Here is a 25,042-nt window from a genome sequence, read left to right on the forward strand (position 1 = left end):
GTGCTTCTTAGCATGGTAAACTACCCGCAATTTTTTCCGACTTCTTCATTTATTTTTAGGTTTTTCAACGTTATGAGTGTTTCAGGTTTAAACCGTATTGAGAAAAAAGCCGCCTTTTCCTTAGCCAGTGTCTTTGGCGTACGCATGTTAGGCTTGTTCATGATACTGCCCGTATTCGCCATTTATGGTGAACAGCTAACGGGTTATAGTCCAATTTGGTTAGGCTTAGCTATTGGTGCATACGGCTTAACACAAGCTTTATTACAAATTCCTATGGGAATGCTTTCTGACAAATATGGTCGAAAGCCGGTCATTCTTGCCGGATTAATTGTCTTTCTTATTGGTAGTATCGTTGCTGCAATGTCCGACTCTATATATGGGGTTGTGCTCGGTCGAGCAATTCAAGGAATGGGGGCTATTGCGAGTGCGATTCTTGCCCTAGCTGCTGATTTAAGTCGAGAAGAACAACGACCAAAAGTGATGGCAACCATTGGTATGTTTATTGGTTTATCATTTACTTTTGCGATGATTTTAGGGCCAATAGTTGCTGATGCTTTTGGCTTAAGCGGCTTATTTTGGTTTACCGGCATATTGACTATTTTTGCTATGGCTATGATTCAATTTATGGTGCCTAACTCAGTCAACAAAGCCCCCCGTGGCGATAACGTTGCCTTGCCTGAGCAAATCACTCGTTTGATTCGCCATCCTCAGTTATCTCGTCTAAATTGGGGCGTTTTTATCCTGCATATGGCGCTCACAGCTTGTTTTATTACCTTGCCAAAACAATTTGTTGCGAGTGGGTTATCCCTTGAAGATCATTGGCAAATTTATTTACCTACGTTATTAGGATCTTTCTTGTTAATGGTGCCATTTATGATTTTTGCCATTAAAAAACAGAAAGAAAAAACCATGTTTAGTGCTGCGATTACACTACTGGCTTTCGCTCTATTATTACTTTGGTTATTACCCAGTGGCTTTTGGAGTTTAGTGCTGTCGGTGGTTTTATTTTTCACTGCTTTTAATTATTTAGAGGCAACCATGCCGTCAATTTTATCACGTATAGCACCTGCTGGCGTGAAAGGCAGTGCTATGGGAATATACTCAAGCAGTCAATTTTTAGGGGCTTTTGTTGGCGGGATTCTTGGTGGTTTTATAGCGAGTCAATATGGCGAGCAAGCAATCTTCTTAGTGATGACTATTGTAACCGTTATTTGGTTAGGCTTAAGCTTTGGTATGGAATCATTGAAAAAGTCAAAAAGTTTCAGTTTTGCCACGAATATAACCTGTGAAGAGCAAGCAGAGGAAATGGCCGATAAATTAATCAATATGCCAGGGGTTATAGAAGCAACCCTAGTACACACTGAGGCAGTCGCTTATTTAAAAGTTGATGTGAACAGGGTTGATTTACTTGCGATTAAGGCATTGCTAAAAGGTTAGAACACAGAAATAATCCTCTGCTAAGGTGTTCATGATTCATGTTTTAGACGGTAATCGTTGAACACCTCTCAGCAATATATTAAAAGCACGCTAAACTAAAGTTTATCCTATAACTAATTTAGCGGTGGCTATTATGTCTGAACACCACACGTATAAAAAAATAGAAATGGTTGGTTCATCTAAACACAGTATCGAAGATGCTATTGAAAATGCCTTAGCAGAGTGTAAAAAGTCAATTAAAAATATGGATTGGTTTGAAGTCGTAGAGACCCGTGGCCATATCGTTAATGGCGCTGTTGGCCACTACCAAGTCACTTTGAAAATAGGCTTTAAAATAGAAGCAAGTTAACTTGGCGGAACTACACCCTGTGTGAGTAACTTGTGATTTTATCGTTTATTTGCATCTTGCGATATAATCTTCTAGCTTATTATTACCTAGCATGACTTCTATATCATCATCTTGTTGCTTGCCTATTAATGCTATTCCCATCGGTGATTTTGGTGTTATTACCGTGATATTTTGCTGCTCAACTTGGCAGCGAAATCCTCCGGCAGCAGGTCCTATAAAGAACCAATGATTAGTTTCTGAATCAGTAGATAGTTGTACAAGGGAGCCTAAAACGATGGCACTATCGCTATTAAACTCAATTAATTCAAGTGCTTTATAAGCTTTGATAGCATGCTGAAACTCCATTACTCGCTTAGACTGTCCTTCAGCTAAATAGCTAGCCTCTATCGCTAGCGTATCATATTGTGTCTCGGCAATACTTTGATCATCCACCGCTGCGGCATGTGCTTCCTTTGCAGCATCAATAGCTTGTTGAAGTTGTTTAGAGAGTGCTGTGACAATAAGGTCAGCTAAATGTTTTTTATTAGGCATAAAGTTTTACTCTATCGTTGTGGTATCGCTTGTCAGTATGTCGGGGTAGTTATTTAGTAGGATGGACTGTTTAATGCTGAGTTAACGAGGCGATTTTATCATAGCTTGTATTTTTGTCTAAATGCCAGTAAATTAATGACACTACAACAACTGGTACGACCAATAGCAGAGTATAATTATGACAACCACTGCCTATCCACACTTATTAGCACCTTTAGATCTTGGCTTTACCCAATTAAGTAACCGTGTCCTGATGGGATCCATGCACACTGGCTTAGAAGAGGAACGGGGTGGCTTTGCTAAATTAGCCGCATTTTACCAAGCAAGAGCAAAAGGTGGAGTCGGTTTAATCGTTACTGGTGGTGTAAGTCCTAATTTACGTGGCAGAATTGCACCATTTGGCAGTGAATTAAGTCATTTCTGGCAAGCCAATAAGCACAAACAAGTAACAGATGCTGTTCATCAGTACCCGACTAAAATCTGCTTGCAACTATTACACACGGGCAGGTACGCCTATCATCCTTTTGGTGTGGCTCCAAGTAAAATCAAATCACCTATTTCTCCTTTTACTCCAAAAGCAATGTCGGTACGTCAAATTAAGTCGACCATTAAAGATTATGCTTATTCTGCTAATTTAGCTGCTAAAGCTGGCTATGATGGTGTTGAAATTATGGGCTCAGAAGGCTATTTAATTAACCAGTTTGCCTGTGTAAGGACTAATAAACGTAGTGATGAGTGGGGCGGTAGTATTGAAAATCGAATGCGCCTAGCAATTGAAACGATTAAAGCAGTACGCAGCAAAGTAGGCGAAAAATTCATTATTATCTTTCGTCTATCTATGTTGGATTTGGTTGAAGGTGGCAATAGTTGGCAAGATGTTGTCACTATGGCAAAAGCAGTAGAGCGAGCTGGCGCTACACTGATTAATACCGGTATTGGTTGGCACGAAGCGCGTGTACCTACCATAGTGACTTCGGTGCCCAGAGCTGCATTTACTTGGGTTACTGAAAAAATGAAAAAAGAAGTCTCTATCCCACTGATCACTACGAATAGAATTAATACGCCAGATGTAGCTGAAGAAGTATTAGCAACAGGGCAAGCTGATATGGTGTCAATGGCAAGGCCTTTCCTTGCGGACGCTGACTTTGTGAATAAAGCCGCAGACAATAAAGCCGATGAAATTAATACCTGCATTGGTTGTAACCAAGCATGCTTAGATCACGTATTTAAACAAAAGCGTGCTTCTTGTTTAGTCAACCCGATGGCATGTTATGAAACAGAGCTGGTTATTGAAAAAGCTAAGCAAGTTAAAAAATTAGCTGTGATAGGCGCTGGGCCTGCGGGATTAGCCTTTAGTGTTTACGCTGCGAAGCGAGGACATCATGTTGAACTGTTTGATAAAATTAGTGAGATAGGTGGTCAGTTTAATGTTGCTAAACAAATACCAGGTAAAGAAGAGTTTTATGAGACATTACGCTACTTTAACAAACAGCTGAGTTTACATGACATCAAAGTGCACCTTAGTACTGAGCAAAGTGCAGAGAAATTACTTGCAGCAGGCTTTGACGAAGTAGTATTAGCGACAGGTATTAAACCAAGAAAGCTTGAGATTAAAGGCTTAGAAGAAGGTTTTAATCGTAATAAAGTACTGACTTATTTACAAGTACTCAGAGATAAAGTTGAGGTAGGTAATAAAGTCGCTATTATTGGTGCTGGCGGTATCGGCTTTGATGTTGCCACGTATCTTTCAGAGAAATCCTTAACGAATGAACCCGATGCTTGGCTTAAAAACTGGGGGGTAGATAAGCAATACCAAGAAAATGGGGCGCTACTCAATAAACAAGATATTCCTAAGCATAATCCGGCAAGACAAATTACCCTAATACAGCGTAAAACAACTAAAGTCGGTAAAGGTTTGGGTAAAACATCTGGTTGGGTGCATAGAGCTAATCTTGTTAAACAAGGCGTTGCTATGATTGCTGGCGCAAGTTATAAAGCCATTACAGATAAAGGATTGCTGGTCGAAGTTGATGGTAAAGAGCAACTGCTTGAAGTAGACAATATTGTTATCTGTGCCGGTCAAGAGTCGAACCGAGATTTACAGCAAAAACTACTAGATGGTGGTTTGCCTGTGCATCTTATTGGTGGTGCAAATGTGGCCGCTGAACTTGATGCTAAACGTGCAATACGCCAAGCGGCAGAACTAGCGGTCAAAATTTAAGCTTATTTGGCTGTTATCAGCATTTTAGCAGCCGTTAACCGAAGAAAAACGCTATATTTTTTCGGTTAACTATTGATATACTGTTGTGAATTAATTTTTTTTAGATAGAGCAAAGTGCAAGATATAATTGTCGATAGTGGTGATATTGAATTCTTAACCACGCCTAAAGAATATAAGCAGCAGTTGTTGTCCCTAATTGAGAGTGCACGCCAGCGTATTTTCATAACTGCCTTATACCTACAAGATGATGAGGCGGGTAGAGAGATCCTTCAGGCCTTATACCAAGCGAAAGCTAACTTCCCAACAATAGAAATTAATATTTTTGTTGATTTTAACCGCGGTCAACGTGGCTTAATTGGTGAAAAGGCAAGTTTAGGTAATCGTGCGCTTTACTTGAAATTAGCACATGAGTACCCTCACGCCGTTAATGTCTATGGTGTTGCTGTTAAGCGTAAAGAAGTTTTTGGTGTTTTGCATTTAAAAGGCATGGTGTTTGATGAGAAGCTTTTCTATACTGGCGCAAGTATCAATGATATTTATTTGCACCAAGGTGAGCGATATCGTTTAGATCGCTACTGCACCATTAATAGTGCGATATTAGCCGATAGTTTCTGCCATTACTTATCTGATACTTTTATTAAATCAGGCCTAGCCCCACTTTTGAATCAAGAATGGCTACCCGATGCTGTAGCGCAAAAGAAAAATCTAGTCGCACTAAAACTTAAGTTAAAAAAATCCCATTATAGCATCGCTCAGCCACATGGGCTTAGTCAGTCGAAACTACTGAGTGATAAAGCCTCTATCAAGCCACTAGTAGGCTTTGGTCGTCGAAAAAATGAACTTAACCGAGCTACTCGTCAATTAGTACAACAAGCTGATAATAATATGGTGCTTTTCACGCCGTATTTTAACTTGCCTCATTCTCTTGCTAAAGATGTGATTAGAGCACTAAAACGGGGAGTTAAAACAACCGTGGTGGTAGGGGATAAAACGGCGAATGATTTTTTCATTGGCAACGATGAAGATTTTAGTACTATAGGTATCATTCCCTACGTTTATGAAATGTTGCTTAAGCGTTTTGTTAAACGCTATCAAAACTTTATTGATCAAGGTTTATTAAATATCCATTTATGGAAAGATAAAGACAATAGTTTCCACCTTAAAGGATTACGCGTTGATGATCGTTACCATTTAATTACGGGCAGTAATTTAAACCCTCGTGCTTGGGCACTAGACTTAGAAAATGGTTTACTGGTTGACGATGCCAATAAACAACTTTTGCAAAAAACGAATGATGAATTGGTCGGCATTTTAGTTAATACAACTAAAATTTCACATTTCTCTGATATTGAGTCGGTAGAAGACTATCCTGAAAGACCTCAAAAGTTATTGAAAAAGATACGTGTTGCTCAAATAGACAGGGTATTGAAGCGATTTTTATAGTTTCCATTTTTTGATATAAAATTTCTCTATTCATTAAATAGACGGTTAGCTAAGGTATAGTTGAAATATTACTAGAATGACTTTTTCGCCTGCACTTTTATTTCGAAGCTATTAATGTCGGGATTATCACTTTGGGGAAAGGCAAAGTCGATATGAATAACAGGATGGTTACCGCCTGAATGTGGGGAATGTAACCTTAACCCAATGCCCGTAGAGCCTAACCAACCTTCTTCTATATTTTTTACTGTTGACTCACCATAGGTTCGACCTGCATCGACAAAAGCTACTCCGGCTAAATCAAAGAGCTTAAAAAGGTTAATTGCTGGGTAGTACCTGAGTTCAGAAGTCACCTTAATACTATCTTGTCCGTGCTGATATTGTAGTGGAAAGCCGCGTAAACCAGTATTGCCCCCCATAGTCACTGGCTGGTCCAGGTATTGGTTTTTACTGACAACATTGGTATTACTTAAATAAAAGCCCCAGTTTTTATTTAATTGATAAAAATACTCGCCGCTAAGGCTTACTAATAAACGACTATCTCTTTCCTGATACATATCATTAGCTAATGAGAAATCAAGTAGTAACAATGAATTATCATGTAAATTGAAGCCTTTTTTTACTCGTAGTTTCCATATAGACCATGCTGAGTTTTCTTTGTTACCATTACCTATACCAAGGCTTGAATTAAATTGCCAGCCATGATTAAAATCCTCTATTTGGGTGATTAAGTGAACATTGGTTAATTTTCTAAAGTCCTTTTCAATGTATTCAAACGCTAACCAGGGGTAGAGTAAATCTCTATCTTCAGGTTTTATATCAGTTAACACAGGGCTAGATAAGTCAATTTTTTCTTCTTCAGAAAGATCTGTGAAAATATCTTTATCTTGTGTTATGCCGAAGCGATATCTCAGTAAGCGGTTAGCACTGTTAAAATTTAGCCATGCAAAGCTGGCTTCTTTAAAACTAATATCATGGCCAAATACACTTTGGTCTTGATCATTTTGAAAAATAGTATCGTTACGTGCCTCTTCGTTAAAGCCTATACGATAGGCTGTCTTGGTATGAAAGCCAGCAAATATCTTGTGTAGAAATAAGCTATGTTGTTGACCATCATCATTATCGGAAAAACCTAACTTAACCGAGGTGTTTTGTTTTTGAAAAAGTGGGATAGTGGCCACTAGTTTGTAACCTGAGCGCTGGGTATTTCGATATGATTCAATTTCAGTATCTATGCCTAAGCCGAGTAAATTACGTTCTTTTATTCCAAAGCTATACGTGTTTATTCCTCCCTTACGACCAAAGCTAATGGTCGGCATAAGTGACCAATTATCCCAGGTGGTAATAGTAATGTTTTCTACGTTTTCATCACTGCTAACTTCTGCATCTCTAAGGTATTTTTGGCTACGTAAATGGCGTTCGAGTTCAGCCATATCTGCGAATGTTTTTGTGCATTTTTTTATAAAAAAACTCGCTTCGTTTTCTAGCGTTATAATTTTTGTATCAATATGAATGGCATTGGCCCAACGGTGCAAAAAAGTAAAGCCTTGTTCATTTTTATCGAAGATTGTTTGTGGTTTGAAAATTATCTTTGGTTGGCTGGTATCACACAAAACTTCAGTGTCTACAGTCTCAATCTCAGCTGGGTCTGGGTTAATAGCACTTCGCTCAACTAGGTGCTCGCTTGCAAATATTGTTGGACAAACAATAGTTAATAGTAAGCCAGCGACTAGCAATGAAAGTCGACTAGTGAATACATCATCTCGCCAAGTAAGTGAGATTTTATTGTTAGATTTTGGCGATATGGCATTACATTGTTTTATTTTTTTTATAACTTTTAATAAAAACAGCATCGCGTACCTAAAATAAAGAAGTGATGAGTAATATGTTTATATATCACTTATTTAACTATAGCGTTAACAGGCAACTTCAACATTATTTATTTAGTGTTGTGCTCTGTTCTCAAGGGCTTTTAGCCTTAGTTTGCTTAATGTTTATTTTTATTTTTTGTTACATCAGCTTGGTATGGTAAATAATCTTTTCACAATGAAAAATTAATTGTAATCACAGATTCAGAGAAATTTTCGTGAGTATAGTGATTACATTAACAACTCAAAAGGCTGGGGTATATAGGAAATACACAGCTAATAAGTGAAAAAGGTTTTTTAACTGATATCATTCTAATATTTATGAATCTTCTCTAGAGTTAAGATAGTATATCGACTATCTAAAATTAATATTTTCATGCTGTAAAGCGAATAATTATAAAAAGGTTAATTATGTTCAGTGAAAAAATGATGCCCCACTTTAGTGATACTGATGCTTTAGGGCATATTAACAATACTAAACCACCTGTTTGGTTTGAGGGTGGAAGAGCCCCTATATTTAGATTTTTCACGCCAGATTTAGACCCGAAAAATTGGCAACTAATTATCGCTAAGATAGAAGTTTCTTATCATGGGCAACTTTTTTATGGTCAAGAAATTGAGATCAGAACGTTTATTAGCCGCATTGGTGGTGCTTCGTTTGATGTTTATCAAGAGCTTTGGCAGCATGGTGAGAAATGCGTGTCGGGAACGGCAGCTATGGTAAATTTTGATTATGAAACACAAAACTCTAAAAAGATATCGGATGGGATCCGTGCCCAATTAATGGAACATTTTATTGAGTTATAGTGAACTCAATTGATTAGCTTTTGAACTTTTTGCTATATAGCTGATGATGGAACATCAATTTTGACTAAACAGGTTTATTAAATACTAGTATTAACTTACTAATTCTCAGTGATAACAATTAATTAGTAGGGTAACACTAGTGTTGTATTTAGAGGCCGTTTTTCATATGACATTTACTTCGTTATTTTTAAAAGAGAGTAAAATAAAATAAATGCATTTTTCACAAAAAATCACTCGAATTTGATCGCCGCTCACTATAGAATTACCCCCTTAAACTAAATTTCAAAGACACACTTTCTTTCAATATTAAATAGAAAAAGAAACGGCGTATGTCTTAATAGCTCAATTAATAGGATATTTTCATGGCGGGTGTAAATAAAGTAATCATAGTAGGTAACTTAGGCAAAGATCCTGAGGTACGTTTTATGCCAAATGGTGGTGCAGTAGCAAATATTACTGTTGCAACGTCAGACTCATGGAAAGACAAGCAAACTGGCGAACAAAAAGAAAAAACAGAATGGCATCGTGTTGTTATGTTTGGAAAACTGGCTGAAATAGCTGGCGAATACTTGAAAAAGGGTTCAAAAGTATACCTTGAAGGATCTCTACAAACGCGTAAGTGGACTAACCAGCAAGGTCAAGATCAATACACGACTGAAATTGTATTACAGGGCTTTAATGGCGTAATGCAAATGTTAGATGGGAAATCGTCTCAAGGGCAGGGCGGTGGCTTTGCTAATCAAGGTCAACAGCAGGGCGGTGGATTCGCTAATCAAGGGCAGCAACAAGCTCCACAGCAGTCAGGCGGTTTTTCTAATCAGCCAGCTCAACAAGGTGGCTTTTCTAACCAAGGACAGCAGCAAAAAGCACCAGCTCAACAGGGTGGCTTTGCTCAGCAACAACAAGGTGGCTTTGCTCCGCAACAACAAGCGCCAGCACAACAAGGTGGCTTTGCTCAGCAACAACAAGCACCAGCACAACAAGGTGGATATCAGCAACAGCAAGCACCTAAAGTGAACCCACAAGAACCATCAATTGATTTCGATGATGATATTCCGTTCTAGATCACGTTAAATGTAAAAGTGTTAAATTAAGCACATATTTTACAAGTTATTATGACGAACCCAGCATTTTTGCTGGGTTTTTTATTTTTACACTTTTAAATAATGAAATATCGAACTATTAGTAGGATCAACGTAAACAAAACTGTAAAAATAAAACAAAAAATGAGTGAGTGAATTTCGATTAGCAATCAGAGTTTTGGTCAATACATATTAGTCGAAAATCGAACTCTATTGACATTTTAGGCTAAATCAGTATAATAAGTCTAATTATATCATATACTTACAAAAAGTATAAGTCTTTAACTTCAAATTTTCTTATGTTAGCTTTTAGGTCTAGCTGCATGGGAATGTTAAGAATGATCGTAAAGACAATACAATTTCAAAATGGTGAACGATATCCAGTACTTTTGGGTAATGATGGTTTCCCCCACCCTCACACCACTCTTTGGGTTACTTCTAAACTAAGGTCAGAAACTCTTACTGCGCAAACGATTACGAATAAGCTTAATCATATTAAGCATTTCTTAGAGTGGCAGCAGGAAAAGCAAAGAGATCTTTATACCGAATTTCAAAGAGGCCGATTTCTCACCGATTTAGATATTAAAGAACTCAAAAATTACCTCGCAGTACATATCCCCTTAAAAAAACATTCCAAAAAAGTTGATAAGAAAAATAAAGTCATATCATTAAATCTAGCGCCTAAGTTGATTGATGTTACGCCATCTGTTGGTCGTAACCATCATTACAACCGAATGACATCTGTTATCGAATATTTAGATTTTTTAGCGAAGCTTGCATCACAGCATGTTAATAGCTCCAGCATCACCAACAAAGTTGAAAAAATGGAGAAACGCTTCAAAAAATCTAGACCAAAAGGAAAAGGGAAAAAAGTCAAAGATGAAGTCAATGGTAAAAACATACCAAAAGAATTAATCCAAGAATTTATGGAAGTTGCACATTACGATAATCCTAAAAATCCATTTAAGGTAGAAAGCGTACGTTATAGAAACCACTTAATGTTTCGTTTACTCAAGAAACTGGCCATTAGACGCGGAGAATTGCTGTCACTGAAAATAACTCACATGGTGTTACACGGAAGTAAAAAGTGCGTCTGGGTGAAAAGAACACACGATGACAAAAGTGACACAAGAAATAAACAACCGGTTGCAAAAACGAAAGAGCGAATGCTACGGATAGATGATGAGACTGCTAAGGTACTAAATACTTATATCGATAAGTATCGCAGCAAAGTGCCTAATGCAAATAAACATCCTTATTTACTTGTGGTGCATAGAAAAGGTGAAACACAAGGAGATCCTATTTCTACTTCGACTTTTGATAACACTATCGTACCAATGATGAAAAAAGTAGATGATAAATTTAGCTTAATTCATCCTCACTACCTTAGACATTATTGGAATAAAGAGTTTTCAGAGAAAATCGATGCTAATAACGAATTAGCAGCTTCGAATATTGAAGGCTATACACATATAGATAGTGGTAGTGAAGCAAAAATGAGAATGCATCATATGGGGCATTCTAGTGAAACATCAGGGGACATCTACAACCAGCGCCACATAGCGAAAAAAGCAAATGAGGTATCTCTGACTGAACAAGAAGAATTAAAAGAAAAAGTGGATCAAATGCGAAAAACTGGTGGTTGTCATGAGTGATGTAAGAGCAATATCAAACCTTAATTCTTCCAATAGAATATCAAGAGATGGATATACATTTAATATAAACAGTAATGTATGGATCTTAAACAAAGAAACTAAAATTAGCTTTCAACCTGATGTTCTAGCTATTGAGCCAAAAACATTAAAAGGGTTAAAAAAGACCTTAGCAAGATATGCCGAAGAGTATTCTGTTGGCCATACTTCTAATATGTACCTGCGATTCCAACGAATGATCCGTGATATTGGATGTGAAGAAGTAAATGAAAATGTTATACGTAACTGGCGCGGAATGCTCAATGATGAAAATGAATGGTATTTGGGCTCGCTACGAGGGTTTTTGTTAAGTTGGTATGATTATGGTTACTCTGGCATTTCTAAAGCGGTTGTAGATGTATTGGAAGGAATGCGTTTAAAAGGTTCTGTTAAAGGAGTTGCTATAGCTAATCGTTGCCCTATTTATGGTGCATTTAGTCAAAATGAACAACTGACTATTGCTAATGAGTTAATCCGGTTATTTACTGAAGATCTCATTTCTTTCGATTGTTATTCTTATCTTTCAACTCTGCAAGCAACAGCAAGAAGATCAATCCAACTTCGCCAACTTAAAGCTCAAGATATTATCAAAGAACAATCAGAGGGTAAAAAAACATCAAATTATTTCCTTAATGTGCCAAGAGCGAAGCAGCAGGGTGTGGGCTTTAGGCAGGCTTTTAAGCGTGTAGCAATAACGGAAGAGTTGTATCTTACTCTATTGAATCTAAGTAAAACTCAACAAAAGAAGTTAAGTAAAGTGTATGGCTTAAAATTAAGTCCGCTTCAAAAAGCCTTAACTCCATTATTCGTTGACTGGAGCACTACTCAACAAATTTTCTCTAATTCAAAAGAACCAATTAAATTAGGTGACTTGTTAAACACAGATCTACTCCATAGTTCGACTATTCAGCTTCGTGATAATTTTATGAGAACAGTAAATATTCGTCACGAAGCGATTAGTGAGCGAACAGGTGAACGGATTCTTCTTTCAGCAAGGCGCTTTCGTCGCACTCGTGGCACCAACCTCGGGCGTAAGGGGATTAGTGCTGCGGTAATAGCTGAGGCATTAGACCATTCAGATACACAAAACGTTATGGTTTATACGGAGAACACAGCGGATACAGTGACCTATATTGATCAGGCTGTCGGTAAACAGTTAGCGCCATTTGCGAGAGCTTTTAAAGGGGAGATTATTTGCAGTAGTGCCGATGGTGAACGCGGTGACGATCCTACCGCCAAAATACCAAATAAAGATAATGACGTAGTTGGTGCATGTGGAACGAATGATTTTTGCGTTAAAGGCTATGAATCTTGCTATGTATGTGAAAAATTTAGACCTTTGCTGGATGCACCTCATGAGAAGTTTCTGGAAAGTCTATACAAAGAAAAAGAAGCTAGGTTAAAAGCAACGAAAAGCGAAGAATATGCATCCACTAAAGACACATTGATTCTTGCCGTTGAATGGGTTGTGCAAGCTTGTGCTGAGATGAATCAGAATCACACAGGGGAAACAAATAATGACTAACGTTGTAAGGTTTAAGGCAAAATCTGAGTGGACAGCAGAACAAAACTTACAGACCTTTATTGAAAACTGTCGAAAGCATTTGATTGCATTTGGATCTGATAATTGGCTAGAAAACAATTGGTCAACATATAAGCATACTCGCAAGGTTATTGCACGGTTTTCAACTAACTTAAAACCGTCAAATTCATATCATTTTGAACCTCTTTCATCACCATTTATCGAATTTGCTAAAGCATACATAAAAAATGTATACACAGACAATCCCGTATCCAATTTACAAAGACATATGGAAGCAATTCGCATACTCGAAGAAGCACTAATTTTAGGTGCAGGAGAGGCTGATATATTACGCATTGATGGAACTGTTTTAGCTCGTCTAAATGATGTGTTCCACAGGCAACTATCTGATGCTACTGCACGAAATAAAGCAGGCTATCAAATGGAGTTAATATTAAACTTTTGTCGAAAACAATTGATCGCTCCAGGGTTGCCTGAATGGTCTAATCCATATCCTAAGGAAAAAGATCTAACAATCGCAGTTGATGAAGAAGGAAATGAATGCCGAAAAGATAAAATGCCAACCAATGAAGAAATGATGCTTGTTGCTGATATCTTTAGTAAAGCTCCAGTATTAGGAATAGAAGCTGAATATTTTACAGCAGTATTTGCACTTTTGATGTGCGCACCGAGTAGATGTTCTGAAGAGTTTGAACTACCTGTTAACTGCCTGGAGTGGGAAGAAAACCGGGCCGGAGTAGAAAAACTAGGAATTCGCTGGGTGGCTGCTAAAAAAGGCAAAGCGAAGATTAAATGGGTGCCAACTGAAATGGAGGATGTGGTAGTCGAAGCAGTTGAACGATTAAAACGAATTGGAAAACCAGCTCGCGAAGCTGCAAAATTTGCAGAAGAAAACCCAGGGCAATTTAACATACATTCAGGGTGTATCACACCAGCAGGCTTTTCTCTTGATGATGCATTATCAATCGAACAATTTAATGCAGCTATATCAACAGACTATGCCAGCCTTGATAATAATGTCATATGGTTAACTAAGCTGCGTGATGAAAATAACGGAAATATATCTTACCGATCTTTGGGTGCGCATGAATATCAGAAATACACACGTAAGTTTCCAAACTGGCCTTATGTTGATAAGAATAAAAATGTAAAAGCTTCTGAGGCATTATTGCTTCATCGTGAAAACGAGTTCCATGCAGATTTCAATACACGTGGTTTCTCATTTTCTTTACCTACGGTTAATCATGTAAACGATCGTTTTGTTGAGAAAGATGCAAAAGGTGATCGTACTTTATGGGCAAAACATGGATTTAGTTTAAAAAGTGGAGAGTCTATAGAATTGAACACACATTGTGCACGACATTGGTTAAGTACAATGAGTGAAGATGGAGGTATGGGAGAGCTTCACTTAGCAAACTGGGCGGGACGAGCCCAAGTAAGCGATAACAGAAAATATGATAATCGACCAGAAGCACAGAAAGCTGAACAAACCGCAGAACTAATGATACCGGAAGACGCAAATGTATTGGAAAAAATCAAACATCGAATTCCTATCTCATTTGTTGATGTTGGGAAAGACTTGCCAGGTTCTGCAATTGTTACAGAGCTTGGTATCTGTGAGCATGATTATGCAATATTACCCTGCCAGAGCAATGGTGACTGCGAAACATGTAAAGAATTAGTGTGTATCAAGGGGTTTAGTGACTCCTTGAAGATACTTAAAAAAAGAGAGACTGAAGTTAAAGCTCAGTTAAGTAAAGCGATAAAAGATGAAGGTGCTGGTGTATTTGGAGCTGATCGTTGGGTTAGTAGTCATATTTGGCGAATAACTCATATCCGCACAAAAATCAGCTTACTTGAGAATGAAAATATTCCTGAGGGTGCGGTCATCAGAATGCCTGAAGAATACGATCCTTCTCCTGTTAAAGAAATGCTCCGAGATAAAGGGCTAGCTAATGATATTAAGCAGCCTGCTGATCTAGATGTTCCTGATGATATTTTCAAAATAATGGAGCTGTAATTATGCCTAAAATCGTAATAACAGCGGAGAATATAATTGATATCGTCCACCTAATTGATACATGGAAAGGCAAACTTACTTGGCCCTTATTGTGTAAGGAAGTTATAAAAATTCTTGAGCTTGATAGTGTTACGCGACAAGCATTATCAAGTTATGAAATTATCCAAAAAGCATTTACTGCACGACAAAGAGCCTTGCGTGAAGAGGTTCAAGATGATTCTGAACAGAATAGTGATGTTGAGTATTTACATAACCAAATTTCAAGTCTAGAAGCTGAATTGAACAGAGCTGAGATGAAAATAGAAGCTTATGAACAGCGATTTATTCTTTGGCAACATAATGCATATATAAATGGAATTCGTATGGATACACTCGATGATGCGATTGATATGTTAGAGCTGCCATTAATCGAAATTAAGCGTAAAACTGGGGGGGCGTAGTGGCTACTGCAAAAGGAATAAATGGGCAGCAAGCGGCGCAACAAAACCTAGATAAATTTCGGGTATGGGTAGCCACGCAAAGTGATGAAGATTTCAAGCAAATAACACGTGATGGTAATTTAAATCGAAGTCAATTAGCAATGGAAGTTGGGTGTGGTAAGTCGGCTCTTACTCAAAACCCTAACTTGAAAAGAGAGCTTAAGGCATTAGAAGATGATCTAAGAAAAAGAAACATACTTCCTCAACTGAAAGATAGCGATAAAAAAATAGATAATAAAGCAAAAGAATATGACAGCTCTGATAGTCCAAAAAGATTAAATTCCAAGCGACTTTCTTTACTAGAAGCTGAAAATATTGAATTAAAATCAGTAATAAAAGGCTTAAAAAATCAACTTGAAAGGTATGGTGAGCTCACTAAAACAATCTCTGAAATGGGTTTTATGCCTAGATGAATCATGTAGAGTATGAAGATTTTTTTAGAGTAACTAGTATTCCATTTTCATCGAAAAATATCGTTATTTTTAGTGGTGTTCCTCTTAATAAAGGCTCATATAAAAAAAATAGTGGTAAATATTACGTTACTATCAAAGTAAACCCCGATTATATCCCTATACAACCAGAAATAGGTCAGCATTGGTATGTTAAAGGCAATAAGCTGGTTGAAGACATGGATATCGGCGAATACATAATGCAACAGCATACCTATAAGTCACCAGTTCAAACTAAATGCACCTTGCCAAGCAATGGAGAGCAATTAATTCGATTTATGGCTAATAACGCTGACTTTAAAGGTATCGGAGAATCTAAAGCTAGAGCGATATGGAACTTATTGGGCAAAAACCTTCATTCAGTATTGAAAGGTGATACAGCCCATGCAAGAAAAGAGCTTAAAAGTATCCTGAGCGAAGAGTCTATTGACACTCTGTTTAATGGCTATTCAAAATATAAAAATTTAGCGTTTTGTAACTGGATGTCTGAGCATAGTATACCTACAAGTGTTCAACAGCGTTTAATAAGGCATCATGGTGAAAAATCTATTGAGTCTATAAAGACTAATCCGTATGCACTAGTTGGGTTTGGTATGTCATTTGACGATATCGATCAAATAGCCACAAATCCAGCGTTGAGCTTTCAGGTTGAGTTAAGTGATCACAGACGTTTAAGTGCAGCTATAGAAATGGCTATTCGAAAAGAAATTGAAAAAGGTCACACATATACTTCGCAGGATAATTTACGGCCTAGATTAACCAAGTTTTTGAAAAGTAATGAGCTTGTTAATGCAGCTTTTAAGGCGGGTTATGACCGAGCGCAGTATATTCTCAACCCTGATACGGGAAGTTATCATCCAACAGCCCAGCTGTTAATGGAAAATGTTGTAGCTAAGCGGCTAAAGTCACTAGCAATACAACCATCTTTTTATGATAAGCAAGCAGAGCTAGCTTATATTAATGCGATTGCAGAATTACCTTATGAATTGACGAAAGGACAAGAAAAAGCCGTTATTAGTTGTCTAGATAATGCCGTAAGTTGTATTACAGGTGGTGCTGGTACAGGTAAAACTACAGTGCTTAGAGCTGTACTAGGCGCTTATCATCAAATGGGTTTTGAAATTCATGCTGTTGCACTTAGTGGAAGGGCTGCAATGCGTTTACATGAATCCGTGGGCTTTAAAACTTCTACAATTGCAGCGTTATTGAGACGAGAAAGTATTGCTCCAAATTTATCGCACAAAGGTCATTTGTTGGTAATAGACGAAGCAAGCATGATAGATCTACCGACAATGTATCGAATAGTAAATCATATTCACCCATCGGTAAGGATTGTTTTTTCAGGCGACCCAGATCAGCTTCCACCTATAGGATGCGGAAAGTTGTTAGCTGATATTGTTCTAGCCAAGAAAATTACCAATACAAAACTTGAAATTGTGAAACGTCAAGAAGGTAGTTCGGCAATTCCAGAGTATTCCTGCATGGTTAATCAAGGAGAAGTGCCTGCTCATCTTTCAACGGGTAATATTTTTTTTCATGAAACAGACAAGAAGAATATTGCTCAGGTTTGTTGTGAATTATATCAGCGCTCACCAGAAAATAGCCGTATTATCGCTCCAACAAAACAGTTAGTTTCTGATATAAATAAACTGACTCAGCATACAACTAATCCCAAAGGCAGCTTACTTAAATTTGAAATGCACGGAGAAAGTTACCATCAAAATTTACGAGTCAATGATGTAATCCTTTTTACTCAAAACAATTACGACAAGGGTGTTCAAAATGGCTCTCTTGGTATTTTAAGTAGTATTGAGCCAGCGGCTAATAATTTTGGAAAAGTAACGCTTGATGCAGGGGAAACGATAGAAATTGATCAATCGGTACTAGATTGCATGGAACTAGGTTACGCAATTACCCTTCATAAAGCTCAGGGTTCACAGTTCCCTCGTATAATTATCGCTTTTCAGAAAGGACGGATTTTAGACCGTGCCTGGTTGTATACAGCAATAACGAGAGCTGAGAGTGAAGTACATATTGTAGGGAATGCTGATGACTTTGCACAAATAATACGAAACGAAAGCAATTCCAAAAAACGTAACAGCTATTTACCTGAGCTTTTAAAAATATAAGAAATATTTCTTGATGGGCTCTCTTTTGTTATCTAATTACCGTGCTGTCAATACACTTAAATACATCATAAAAATCGTCAAAGTTACCTGTAGCTATGATCGATAGCGGAGTTCTACCATTAAAAAATGAATTATTGTTTTTCATGCTCATGAAGCCATACACATTCTTAGGATTAGAAAAAGTCACCTTAAGACTCTGATGAATTCTTGCAACATAACTGAGGCGTTCAAGTTGTTCTGTATTTAAAGATACTGCACTTGGATCTGTTTGAAAGCGATGATAATCAGTTTTATTTACTCCTAAAATAGCTAGCTTCTGAATAGTGGTGCAACCCCACTTTTCAAGAAGGCTGCTCCCTAAATCGAAAGCTACGCTGTGGTTTATAATTGGAGTGTGCTCATAATTTACTAATTTAACACGTTCTAGTAAAAGCAAAACAAGCTCTCGCTGAAAATATTGATAATCATCAGGAATGTGTAGATTGATTATCTTCGGCAAGAATGCATCGTCAGTATGCTTTTGAATGCGGTCAATATGTTGCTGTTCAAACACATAAATTTGATCAGCCCATTTCAGCAATTCTTCGGTACAAAGTGTTGAGTTAGCTTTCTGCACATACTTGGCACTGATGCCAGCGGATTTGTATTGATGATTTTTATTAGCAGCTCGAAATATTTCTTCAGCTGTTTTACTGCGTTGTATATTCGCGGTACACAAAAATAGAATATTCACTAGCACTTACCCTTCATGAGAAGTCACCCGTTCTCATGCGAACTAACATACCCATCACTTCATCAGCATTAATTGTTAGCTGTTCAAACGGTGACTTACCTTGCAAGGGGCGCTTGGGATTAGTTAGCCATTCTTGGCACACCCGAACATCACATTTAAATTGCTGCATCAGTTCTTGATGAATATCGAAATGCTCGGCTTTTAAATACTCTAGTTCAGTTAAATTAGTATGTTTTTCTAGGGAGGGTTTGGCGTTTTGATTAGACATAAATTTGAGCTTTTAAATAGTGATGATCTATATCAACACTAAAGCACAAAATCTATTTGCTGTCTAACTCATAATGATACATACTATTTCAATCAAATTAGAAAATGTCAATAGAATCAGATTTATCGAATGGACGAATTCAGTTTTGCACAGAAGCAGCGCTTAGCTTATATCGACTTTAAGCTCTATTTCACTGGGATGGTAACTCGTAGTGAAATAGTCAGTCATTTCGAATTAGGCCTTGCCGCAGCAACCAGAGATTTAAAATTTTACAAAGACAATGCGCCTGAAAATATGGCGTATGACAATGTAGAGAAAAAATATTTCATCACCACGCAATTCAAGCCCATATTTAAACATGATGCTCGCCGCACGCTTATTAAGTTAGCGAATAACATCAGTGATGGCTTTGATTCTATTGGTGATACTTCATTCCCTATTGAATCACCAAGCCCGTTAAACGTTCCTGATATCGATATTATCGCTAAGCTATCTCAAGCTATCATCAACCATAAGCCTATTAGCGTTATATATACGTCTTTAAGCAGTGGTTCGGGTGCTAGAGGGTTAGTGCCTCATTCAATCGTAGATAATGGCTTACGTTGGCATTTAAGAGCGTATGATCGCAAATCAAAGTCATTTAGAGACTTCGTTTTAACTCGCATTACCAAAGTTACAATTCTCGCACAGACATCACCCCCTGAAGAAGATAAGTTAGAAGATCATCAGTGGATGCGTATGGTGCCGTTACAAATTATTCCGCACCCAAATAACGTTAAGCATCCAACCGCCATAAAGCTTGATTTTGGTATGGAAAAAGGGATGTTAGAAGTTAACGTGCGTGCGGCAATGGCAGGTTATTTACTAAGGCGTTGGAACGTGGATTGTTCTGAAAGTGCTTCACTTTCAGGCCCAGAATATCAGCTTTATTTACAGAATATACAAACATTATACGGTGCAGAAAATCTCGCAATTGCACCCGGCTATCAGCATAGCTAAACACTCATTAAAGAATTTAAAAAGGAAGTTAACCAACATGGTTGAACAACACAAAAAAGCATTAGAAAAACAACTCTGGAACATTGCCAATACCTTACGTGGCAACATGAGTGCCGATGAATTTCGTGATTATATTTTAGGGTTTATCTTCTACAAGTATTTGTCTGAGCGTATGGATTTATATGCAGATGATTTATTAAAAGAAGACGGCATCAAGTTTGACGCTATTGATGAAAACACAGACGAAGGCAAAGAATACTTAGAAGCCATTAAAGAAGAGACAATCGACCATTTAGGTTACTTCTTAAAACCTAACGAGCTATTTCATGTATTGGCTCAAAAAGGTGAAAACGGCGAATTTATTTTAGAAGATTTATCTGAAGTACTTAACCATATTGAACAAAGCACTATGGGCACAGCCGCAGAAGATGACTTCAACGGTTTGTTTGATGACTTAGACTTAACTTCAAACAAACTAGGTAAAACAGAAAACGCTAAAAATGAGCTTATTTCTAAAGTGCTTACTCACCTTGATGATATTGATTTTCTTCACCATGAAACTGACATTGATGTATTAGGTGATGCCTACGAATATCTTATTGGTCAGTTTGCTTCAGGCGCAGGTAAAAAAGCCGGTGAGTTTTATACGCCACCTATGGTTTCAACATTACTGGCCAAGTTAGTAACACAAGGTAAAGACAAACTTAAAAGCGTGTACGACCCTACTTGTGGCTCAGGCTCGCTTCTATTAAAAGTATCAAAAGAGATCAAACGTAAAGGCGGTGAAGTTGGCGGTTACTTTGGTCAAGAATCTAACCCAAGTACTTACAACTTAGCCCGTATGAATATGATTTTACATGGTGTGCATTACCGTAATTTTGATATTCAACAAGACGATACACTTGAGCAACCACATCATGTTGAAAAACGCTTTGAAGCCGTAGTAGCAAATCCTCCATTCTCGGCAGACTGGAGTGCCTCAGCAGGCTTTTTAACAGATGAGCGTTTTCAAGATTATGGTAAGTTAGCGCCAAAAGGCAAAGCAGATTTTGCTTTTGTTCAGCACATGATTCATCAACTCGATGAAAATGGCACTATGGCGGTGGTATTACCACATGGCATATTGTTTCGTGGGGCAGCAGAAGGGCATATTCGTAAACATTTAATAAAAGATAAAAATTGTATTGATGCAGTTATTGGGTTACCTGCAAATGTATTTTATGGAACACCTATTCCAACTTGTATTTTGTTACTTAAAAAAAATAGAACACGTGATGATATCTTTTTCATTGATGCAAGCCGTTACTACACAAGAGGTATGAGTCAAAACCATATTGAAAAGGAAGATATAAATAGAGTTCTAGATGCTTTGTTAAAAAGAGAGTTTATAGATAAATTTTCTTATGTAGCAAAAAAGGAAGAAGTAGCTAATAAAAATGAATTTAACCTTAATATTCCTAGGTATGTAGATACATTTATTGAAGAAGAGATGGTTGATTTAAAAAACGTAACCGACTTAGCTATTAAACTGGATGAAAAAGAAAAATCTATAGATAAAAGATTAAAAGAGTTTTCTTTGGAACTAGGGGTTAGATTCCCTTTTGGAGGCAGTAATGGAAAGTAAGACTCCTCATATACGATTTAAAGAATTCTCTGAAAGTTGGGATATAAAGCCTTTTGGCGAACTTGTTTCTATATCTAAAGGGAAATTTAATCCTGAGATGGGAGATAATGTTTCATGCATTGAGTTAGAGCATATTGAGAAAGGAACTGGTAGATTAATTGGGTTTATTGATTCTAAGCTACAAAAAAGTACTAAAAATAGTTTTTCTAAAGGTCAGGTTCTCTTTGGAAAGCTAAGGCCGAATCTTAGAAAATACTGTATAGCTCCTTTTGATGGGGTTTGTTCCTCAGAGATACTTCCTTTAGAAACTAATTATCTAACAAATGAATTCCTTAAAAGTTTACTAAGTACAGAGAAATTCCATAGAGTATCAACTATTAGCTCAGGGTCTAAAATGCCCCGAGCAGATATGGAATTCATAAATGCCTACCCATTTAATTACCCATCAAGTCAGTCAGAGCAAGAAAAAGTATCAAGTGTTTTTATAGCGATTGATGGAAAAATAAACATCTTAAAAGAAAGAGTAAATATATTACAGCTATACAAAAAAGGAATGCTTCAACAAATATTCAAGCAAAGGATTCGATTTAAAGATAAAGAGGGTAATGACTTTCCTAATTGGAAAGTACTAAAATTAAATGAACTTCTAATAGAACATAAAGTACGTAATAGCGGTTTAACCTTCAATAAAAATGATGTTCTATCTGTTTCAGGTGATTTAGGAATTGTAAATCAAATAAAACATTTAGGACGCTCATATGCAGGTGAATCAGTAGCTAATTATCACGTAGTTCATGAAGGCGATATTGTTTACACAAAAAGTCCTTTAAAGGCTAACCCATACGGGATTATTAAATCGAATCAAGGAAAGGCAGGGATTGTATCAACCCTTTATGCAGTTTATAGCTGCAAAAATACTGCATATCACAAATACTTAGATTACTACTTCGCACTTGATGATAATGTGAATAGGTATTTACGACCATTGGTACATAAAGGCGCTAAGAATGATATGAAGATTAATAATCAGCGTGTCTTGATTGATTCTATTTCCATTCCTTGTATTGAAGAACAAAGAAAAATAGCTTCATTTTTAGAAACCTTGGATGACAAACTGTCTCAAGTTAAAAAACAAATCGAACTAACTCAAACCTTCAAAAAAGGCTTGTTACAGCAGATGTTTGTGTAGGAATAAATTGATTATGCCTAAAAGAAAAGGAAGCTAATGTGGCCTATCAGTCAGAACAAGAATTAGAAGATAACTTAGTTGCTCAGCTTGCTAAAAAGGTTGATGGTAAGCAGCTGTTTGAAAAGGTTAACATCACTGATGTTGAATCGCTTAGAGCTAACTTAAAGCAGCAGCTTTCAAAACTGAATGGCTTTGAAATAAGTGATAATGAGCTTAAACAAATTCGTAATGCTTTAGCTAAAGGCAATGTGTTTGATAAAGCGAAAATATTGCGTGATAGGCTACAAATTAATAAGGATGATGGCACCGCAGGTTATATTCGCTTTATTGATAGCGATGTTGATAAAAACCATTTTCAGGTAACGCAACAAGTTACCGTAGAAGGCCGCTATAAAAACCGCTATGACGTAACCATACTGGTAAATGGCTTACCGCTTGTTCAAATAGAATTAAAGCGCCGTGGCTTATAGCTTAAAGAAGCGTTTAATCAAATTAATCGTTATCAGCGTCATTCTTACTGGGCTGAAGATGGCTTGTTCCAGTATGTACAGGTGTTTGTTATCTCTAATGGTGTGAATACTAAGTATTACGCTAACAACCGCAAACAAAGCTTTAAACAAACCTTCTTTTGGGCAAAAGAAAATAACGACCGTTATACCGAGTTAGACCAATTCGCTAAGGTATTTTTAACCCCTGAACACCTAACGGATATGATCACTAAATACGTGGTACTGAACGAAACAGACCGTATATTAATGGTAATGCGTCCTTATCAAATATATGCCACCGAAGCGATTATTGACCGTGTAGCTGAGCGTGAAAAGTTAAAAGCTAATAACGAATCAATTGAAAAGCAAAATGGTTATATTTGGCATACCACTGGCTCTGGTAAAACACTTACCTCATTTAAAACCGCCCAGTTACTTACGGGTGATAGTGCCATTCACAAAGTAGTGTTTGTAGTTGACCGTAAAGACTTGGATTATCAAACAGCCAAAGAATTTAATAGCTTTATCAAAGGCTGTGTAGACGGTACAGACAAAACCAAAGTGTTAGTTGACCAGTTCACCGGTAAAGATGTGTATTACCTTGAGAAAGACGGTGAACAGCAGTCATCGACTAAAGCGAAAGGCGGTAAGGTTAATACTCGCCGTAACGAAAAGCTGATTGTAACTACCATTCAAAAGCTTAATAACGCCATTAGCAATAAACGTTATTCAAGCCGTATGGAGCCGGTAAAAGATAAAAACGTGGTATTTATATTTGATGAATGTCATCGCAGTCAGTTTGGTGATACGCATCAACGAATTAGTCAGTTTTTTACTAACCACCAAATGTTTGGTTTTACTGGTACGCCTATTTTTGCTGAAAATGCGGTGACTAAGTTCTCTCGCAAATACACCACCAGTGACTTATTCCACAAGCCGTTACACAAATACACCATTGTTGATGCGATTAAAGACGAAAACGTACTTAAATTTAACGTTGAGTATGTTGGCCGTTACAAGAAAAAAGACAGTGCCAATGAAGTTGATATAGACGTTGAAGGTATCGACACCAAAGAGTTAATGGAGTCTGACGTTCGGTTAGAAAAAATAACCGATTACATTATCGCTCAGCATAATCGTAAAACCCATAGTAAAGCCTTTACCGGCATGTTTTGTGTTTCAAGCGTGCCTGCACTAATTAAATATTACGAGTTATTTGCACGGAAAAAGGCAGAAGGTAAACATAACCTTAAGATTGCCACTATTTTCTCGTATGCCGCTAACGAAGAAGACCCAGATGCTGATGGCTTAGACGAAGTGGTATTAGATAAAGTTGCAGAGCCTCAAGTACAGTACGAAGGTATAGCCAGCCATAGCCGAGATAGACTTGAAGAGTTTATTGGTGACTACAACAAAATGTTTGGCAGTAGCTATACCACTAAAGATAGCGAGTCTTATTACAACTACTACAACGATATTTCTAAAAAAGTGCGTGAGCGGAAAGTTGATATTTTGCTTGTGGTTAATATGTTTTTAACAGGGTTTGATAGTAAAACCTTAAATACCCTGTATGTTGATAAGAACCTCAAGTATCACGGGTTAATTCAAGCGTATTCACGCACCAATCGCATTTTAAACGAACAAAAATCACAAGGTAACATCATTAGCTTCCGTAACCTGAAAAAGCGTACAGAT

Annotated in this window: 19 protein-coding genes and 1 pseudogene; 16 read left to right on the forward strand and 4 right to left on the reverse strand. The window is 37.3% G+C overall.

All coding sequences use genetic code 11. The features are described from left to right. Positions 1–72: 72 nt before the first annotated feature. Complete coding sequence (locus tag ND2E_RS03075) at positions 73–1,437, forward strand: MFS transporter (protein WP_033095450.1); 1,365 nt, start codon at positions 73–75, stop codon at positions 1,435–1,437. A 133-nt stretch (positions 1,438–1,570) separates the two neighbouring features. Next, a complete protein-coding gene (locus ND2E_RS03070) occupies positions 1,571–1,786 on the forward strand; it encodes a dodecin (RefSeq protein ID WP_033095451.1) in 216 nt (71 codons plus the stop codon). 45 nt (positions 1,787–1,831) lie between these two features. Here ND2E_RS03070 and ND2E_RS03065 read toward each other — a convergent pair whose 3' ends face one another. Next, positions 1,832–2,317 (reverse strand): GreA/GreB family elongation factor, encoded by a 486-nt coding sequence (locus ND2E_RS03065; protein WP_033095452.1) that lies wholly within the window; start codon positions 2,315–2,317, stop codon positions 1,832–1,834. Between the two features lie 178 nt (positions 2,318–2,495). Between ND2E_RS03065 and ND2E_RS03060 the strand changes: the two genes are divergently transcribed. Both ND2E_RS03060 and pssA read left to right on the forward strand, forming a co-directional pair. Next, positions 2,496–4,538 (forward strand): oxidoreductase, encoded by a 2,043-nt coding sequence (locus ND2E_RS03060; protein WP_033095453.1) that lies wholly within the window; start codon positions 2,496–2,498, stop codon positions 4,536–4,538. Between the two features lie 114 nt (positions 4,539–4,652). Beyond that, the gene (pssA, locus tag ND2E_RS03055; RefSeq protein WP_033095454.1) at positions 4,653–5,981 is read left to right on the forward strand and encodes a CDP-diacylglycerol--serine O-phosphatidyltransferase; all 1,329 of its coding nucleotides are present in this window, start codon (positions 4,653–4,655) and stop codon (positions 5,979–5,981) included. Positions 5,982–6,052: 71 nt separating this feature from the next. Here pssA and ND2E_RS03050 read toward each other — a convergent pair whose 3' ends face one another. Further along, complete coding sequence (locus tag ND2E_RS03050; protein WP_033095455.1) at positions 6,053–7,831, reverse strand: hypothetical protein; 1,779 nt, start codon at positions 7,829–7,831, stop codon at positions 6,053–6,055. Positions 7,832–8,257: 426 nt separating this feature from the next. Here ND2E_RS03050 and ND2E_RS03045 point away from each other — a divergent pair, with 426 nt between their 5' ends. The 8 genes from ND2E_RS03045 to ND2E_RS03010 all read left to right on the forward strand — a co-directional run bounded on the left by ND2E_RS03045 (position 8,258) and on the right by ND2E_RS03010 (position 18,046). Beyond that, positions 8,258–8,653, forward strand: coding sequence for an acyl-CoA thioesterase (locus ND2E_RS03045; RefSeq protein ID WP_033095456.1), 396 nt, complete (start codon positions 8,258–8,260; stop codon positions 8,651–8,653). Positions 8,654–9,015: 362 nt separating this feature from the next. Continuing rightward, positions 9,016–9,717, forward strand: coding sequence for a single-stranded DNA-binding protein (ssb, locus tag ND2E_RS03040; protein ID WP_033095457.1), 702 nt, complete (start codon positions 9,016–9,018; stop codon positions 9,715–9,717). Between the two features lie 341 nt (positions 9,718–10,058). Continuing rightward, complete coding sequence (locus ND2E_RS03035) at positions 10,059–11,390, forward strand: site-specific integrase (protein ID WP_223303691.1); 1,332 nt, start codon at positions 10,059–10,061, stop codon at positions 11,388–11,390. Next, entirely contained in the window at positions 11,383–12,951 is a 1,569-nt protein-coding gene (locus ND2E_RS03030; RefSeq protein ID WP_190277867.1) for a site-specific integrase, read from the forward strand. Before ND2E_RS03035 ends, ND2E_RS03030 begins: the two co-directional genes overlap by 8 nt. Continuing rightward, positions 12,944–14,989 (forward strand): integrase, encoded by a 2,046-nt coding sequence (locus ND2E_RS03025; RefSeq protein WP_033095458.1) that lies wholly within the window; start codon positions 12,944–12,946, stop codon positions 14,987–14,989. Before ND2E_RS03030 ends, ND2E_RS03025 begins: the two co-directional genes overlap by 8 nt. 2 nt (positions 14,990–14,991) lie before the next feature. Then, on the forward strand, positions 14,992–15,429 hold the full coding sequence (locus ND2E_RS03020) for a coiled-coil domain-containing protein (RefSeq protein WP_033095459.1): 438 nt from the start codon (positions 14,992–14,994) through the stop codon (positions 15,427–15,429). After that, entirely contained in the window at positions 15,429–15,881 is a 453-nt protein-coding gene (locus ND2E_RS03015; RefSeq protein WP_223303692.1) for a VPA1267 family protein, read from the forward strand. The genes ND2E_RS03020 and ND2E_RS03015 overlap by 1 nt, the downstream gene beginning before the upstream one ends. After that, a complete protein-coding gene (locus ND2E_RS03010; RefSeq protein WP_033095460.1) occupies positions 15,878–18,046 on the forward strand; it encodes an AAA family ATPase in 2,169 nt (722 codons plus the stop codon). The genes ND2E_RS03015 and ND2E_RS03010 overlap by 4 nt, the downstream gene beginning before the upstream one ends. Positions 18,047–18,074: 28 nt before the next feature. On the opposite strand, the gene ND2E_RS22545 is transcribed toward ND2E_RS03010, so the two are convergent. Both ND2E_RS22545 and ND2E_RS23405 read right to left on the reverse strand, forming a co-directional pair. Continuing rightward, positions 18,075–18,779: an arsenate reductase/protein-tyrosine-phosphatase family protein gene (locus tag ND2E_RS22545; protein WP_052056945.1), complete on the reverse strand. Its 705-nt coding sequence runs from the start codon at positions 18,777–18,779 to the stop codon at positions 18,075–18,077. 13 nt (positions 18,780–18,792) lie between these two features. Beyond that, entirely contained in the window at positions 18,793–19,047 is a 255-nt protein-coding gene (locus ND2E_RS23405) for an antitoxin Xre/MbcA/ParS toxin-binding domain-containing protein (RefSeq protein ID WP_033095461.1), read from the reverse strand. Positions 19,048–19,176: 129 nt separating this feature from the next. Here ND2E_RS23405 and ND2E_RS03000 point away from each other — a divergent pair, with 129 nt between their 5' ends. From ND2E_RS03000 to ND2E_RS22270, 4 genes and pseudogenes are all read left to right on the forward strand, one after another. Beyond that, positions 19,177–20,046: a WYL domain-containing protein gene (locus tag ND2E_RS03000; RefSeq protein ID WP_033095462.1), complete on the forward strand. Its 870-nt coding sequence runs from the start codon at positions 19,177–19,179 to the stop codon at positions 20,044–20,046. Positions 20,047–20,083: 37 nt separating this feature from the next. Further along, positions 20,084–21,670 carry a type I restriction-modification system subunit M gene (locus ND2E_RS02995; protein ID WP_033095463.1) on the forward strand — a complete coding sequence of 529 codons (1,587 nt, stop codon included), beginning with the start codon at positions 20,084–20,086 and terminating at the stop codon, positions 21,668–21,670. After that, positions 21,660–22,859, forward strand: coding sequence for a restriction endonuclease subunit S (locus tag ND2E_RS22550; protein WP_052056946.1), 1,200 nt, complete (start codon positions 21,660–21,662; stop codon positions 22,857–22,859). Before ND2E_RS02995 ends, ND2E_RS22550 begins: the two co-directional genes overlap by 11 nt. A 38-nt stretch (positions 22,860–22,897) precedes the next feature. Then, positions 22,898–25,018 (forward strand): annotated as a pseudogene (locus tag ND2E_RS22270) (type I restriction endonuclease subunit R); the annotation flags it as partial. Between the last annotated feature and the right edge of the window lie 24 nt (positions 25,019–25,042).

The organism is Colwellia psychrerythraea (assembly GCF_000764225.1).
GTDB lineage: Bacteria > Pseudomonadota > Gammaproteobacteria > Enterobacterales > Alteromonadaceae > Colwellia > Colwellia psychrerythraea_D.

What these genes read in the sequence shown, in the direction of transcription:
- ND2E_RS03075 (WP_033095450.1), top strand. Translation starts at nt 73, where the DNA reads ATGAGTGTTTCAGGTTTAAACCGTATTGAGAAAAAAGCCGCCTTTTCC.
- ND2E_RS03070 (WP_033095451.1), top strand. Translation starts at nt 1,571, where the DNA reads ATGTCTGAACACCACACGTATAAAAAAATAGAAATGGTTGGTTCATCT.
- ND2E_RS03065 (WP_033095452.1), bottom strand. Translation starts at nt 2,317, where the DNA reads ATGCCTAATAAAAAACATTTAGCTGACCTTATTGTCACAGCACTCTCT.
- ND2E_RS03060 (WP_033095453.1), top strand. Translation starts at nt 2,496, where the DNA reads ATGACAACCACTGCCTATCCACACTTATTAGCACCTTTAGATCTTGGC.
- ND2E_RS03050 (WP_033095455.1), bottom strand. Translation starts at nt 7,831, where the DNA reads ATGCTGTTTTTATTAAAAGTTATAAAAAAAATAAAACAATGTAATGCC.
- ND2E_RS03045 (WP_033095456.1), top strand. Translation starts at nt 8,258, where the DNA reads ATGTTCAGTGAAAAAATGATGCCCCACTTTAGTGATACTGATGCTTTA.
- ssb (WP_033095457.1), top strand. Translation starts at nt 9,016, where the DNA reads ATGGCGGGTGTAAATAAAGTAATCATAGTAGGTAACTTAGGCAAAGAT.
- ND2E_RS03035 (WP_223303691.1), top strand. Translation starts at nt 10,059, where the DNA reads ATGGGAATGTTAAGAATGATCGTAAAGACAATACAATTTCAAAATGGT.
- ND2E_RS03030 (WP_190277867.1), top strand. Translation starts at nt 11,383, where the DNA reads ATGAGTGATGTAAGAGCAATATCAAACCTTAATTCTTCCAATAGAATA.
- ND2E_RS03025 (WP_033095458.1), top strand. Translation starts at nt 12,944, where the DNA reads ATGACTAACGTTGTAAGGTTTAAGGCAAAATCTGAGTGGACAGCAGAA.
- ND2E_RS03020 (WP_033095459.1), top strand. Translation starts at nt 14,992, where the DNA reads ATGCCTAAAATCGTAATAACAGCGGAGAATATAATTGATATCGTCCAC.
- ND2E_RS03010 (WP_033095460.1), top strand. Translation starts at nt 15,878, where the DNA reads ATGAATCATGTAGAGTATGAAGATTTTTTTAGAGTAACTAGTATTCCA.
- ND2E_RS23405 (WP_033095461.1), bottom strand. Translation starts at nt 19,047, where the DNA reads ATGTCTAATCAAAACGCCAAACCCTCCCTAGAAAAACATACTAATTTA.
- ND2E_RS03000 (WP_033095462.1), top strand. Translation starts at nt 19,177, where the DNA reads ATGGACGAATTCAGTTTTGCACAGAAGCAGCGCTTAGCTTATATCGAC.
- ND2E_RS02995 (WP_033095463.1), top strand. Translation starts at nt 20,084, where the DNA reads ATGGTTGAACAACACAAAAAAGCATTAGAAAAACAACTCTGGAACATT.
- ND2E_RS22550 (WP_052056946.1), top strand. Translation starts at nt 21,660, where the DNA reads ATGGAAAGTAAGACTCCTCATATACGATTTAAAGAATTCTCTGAAAGT.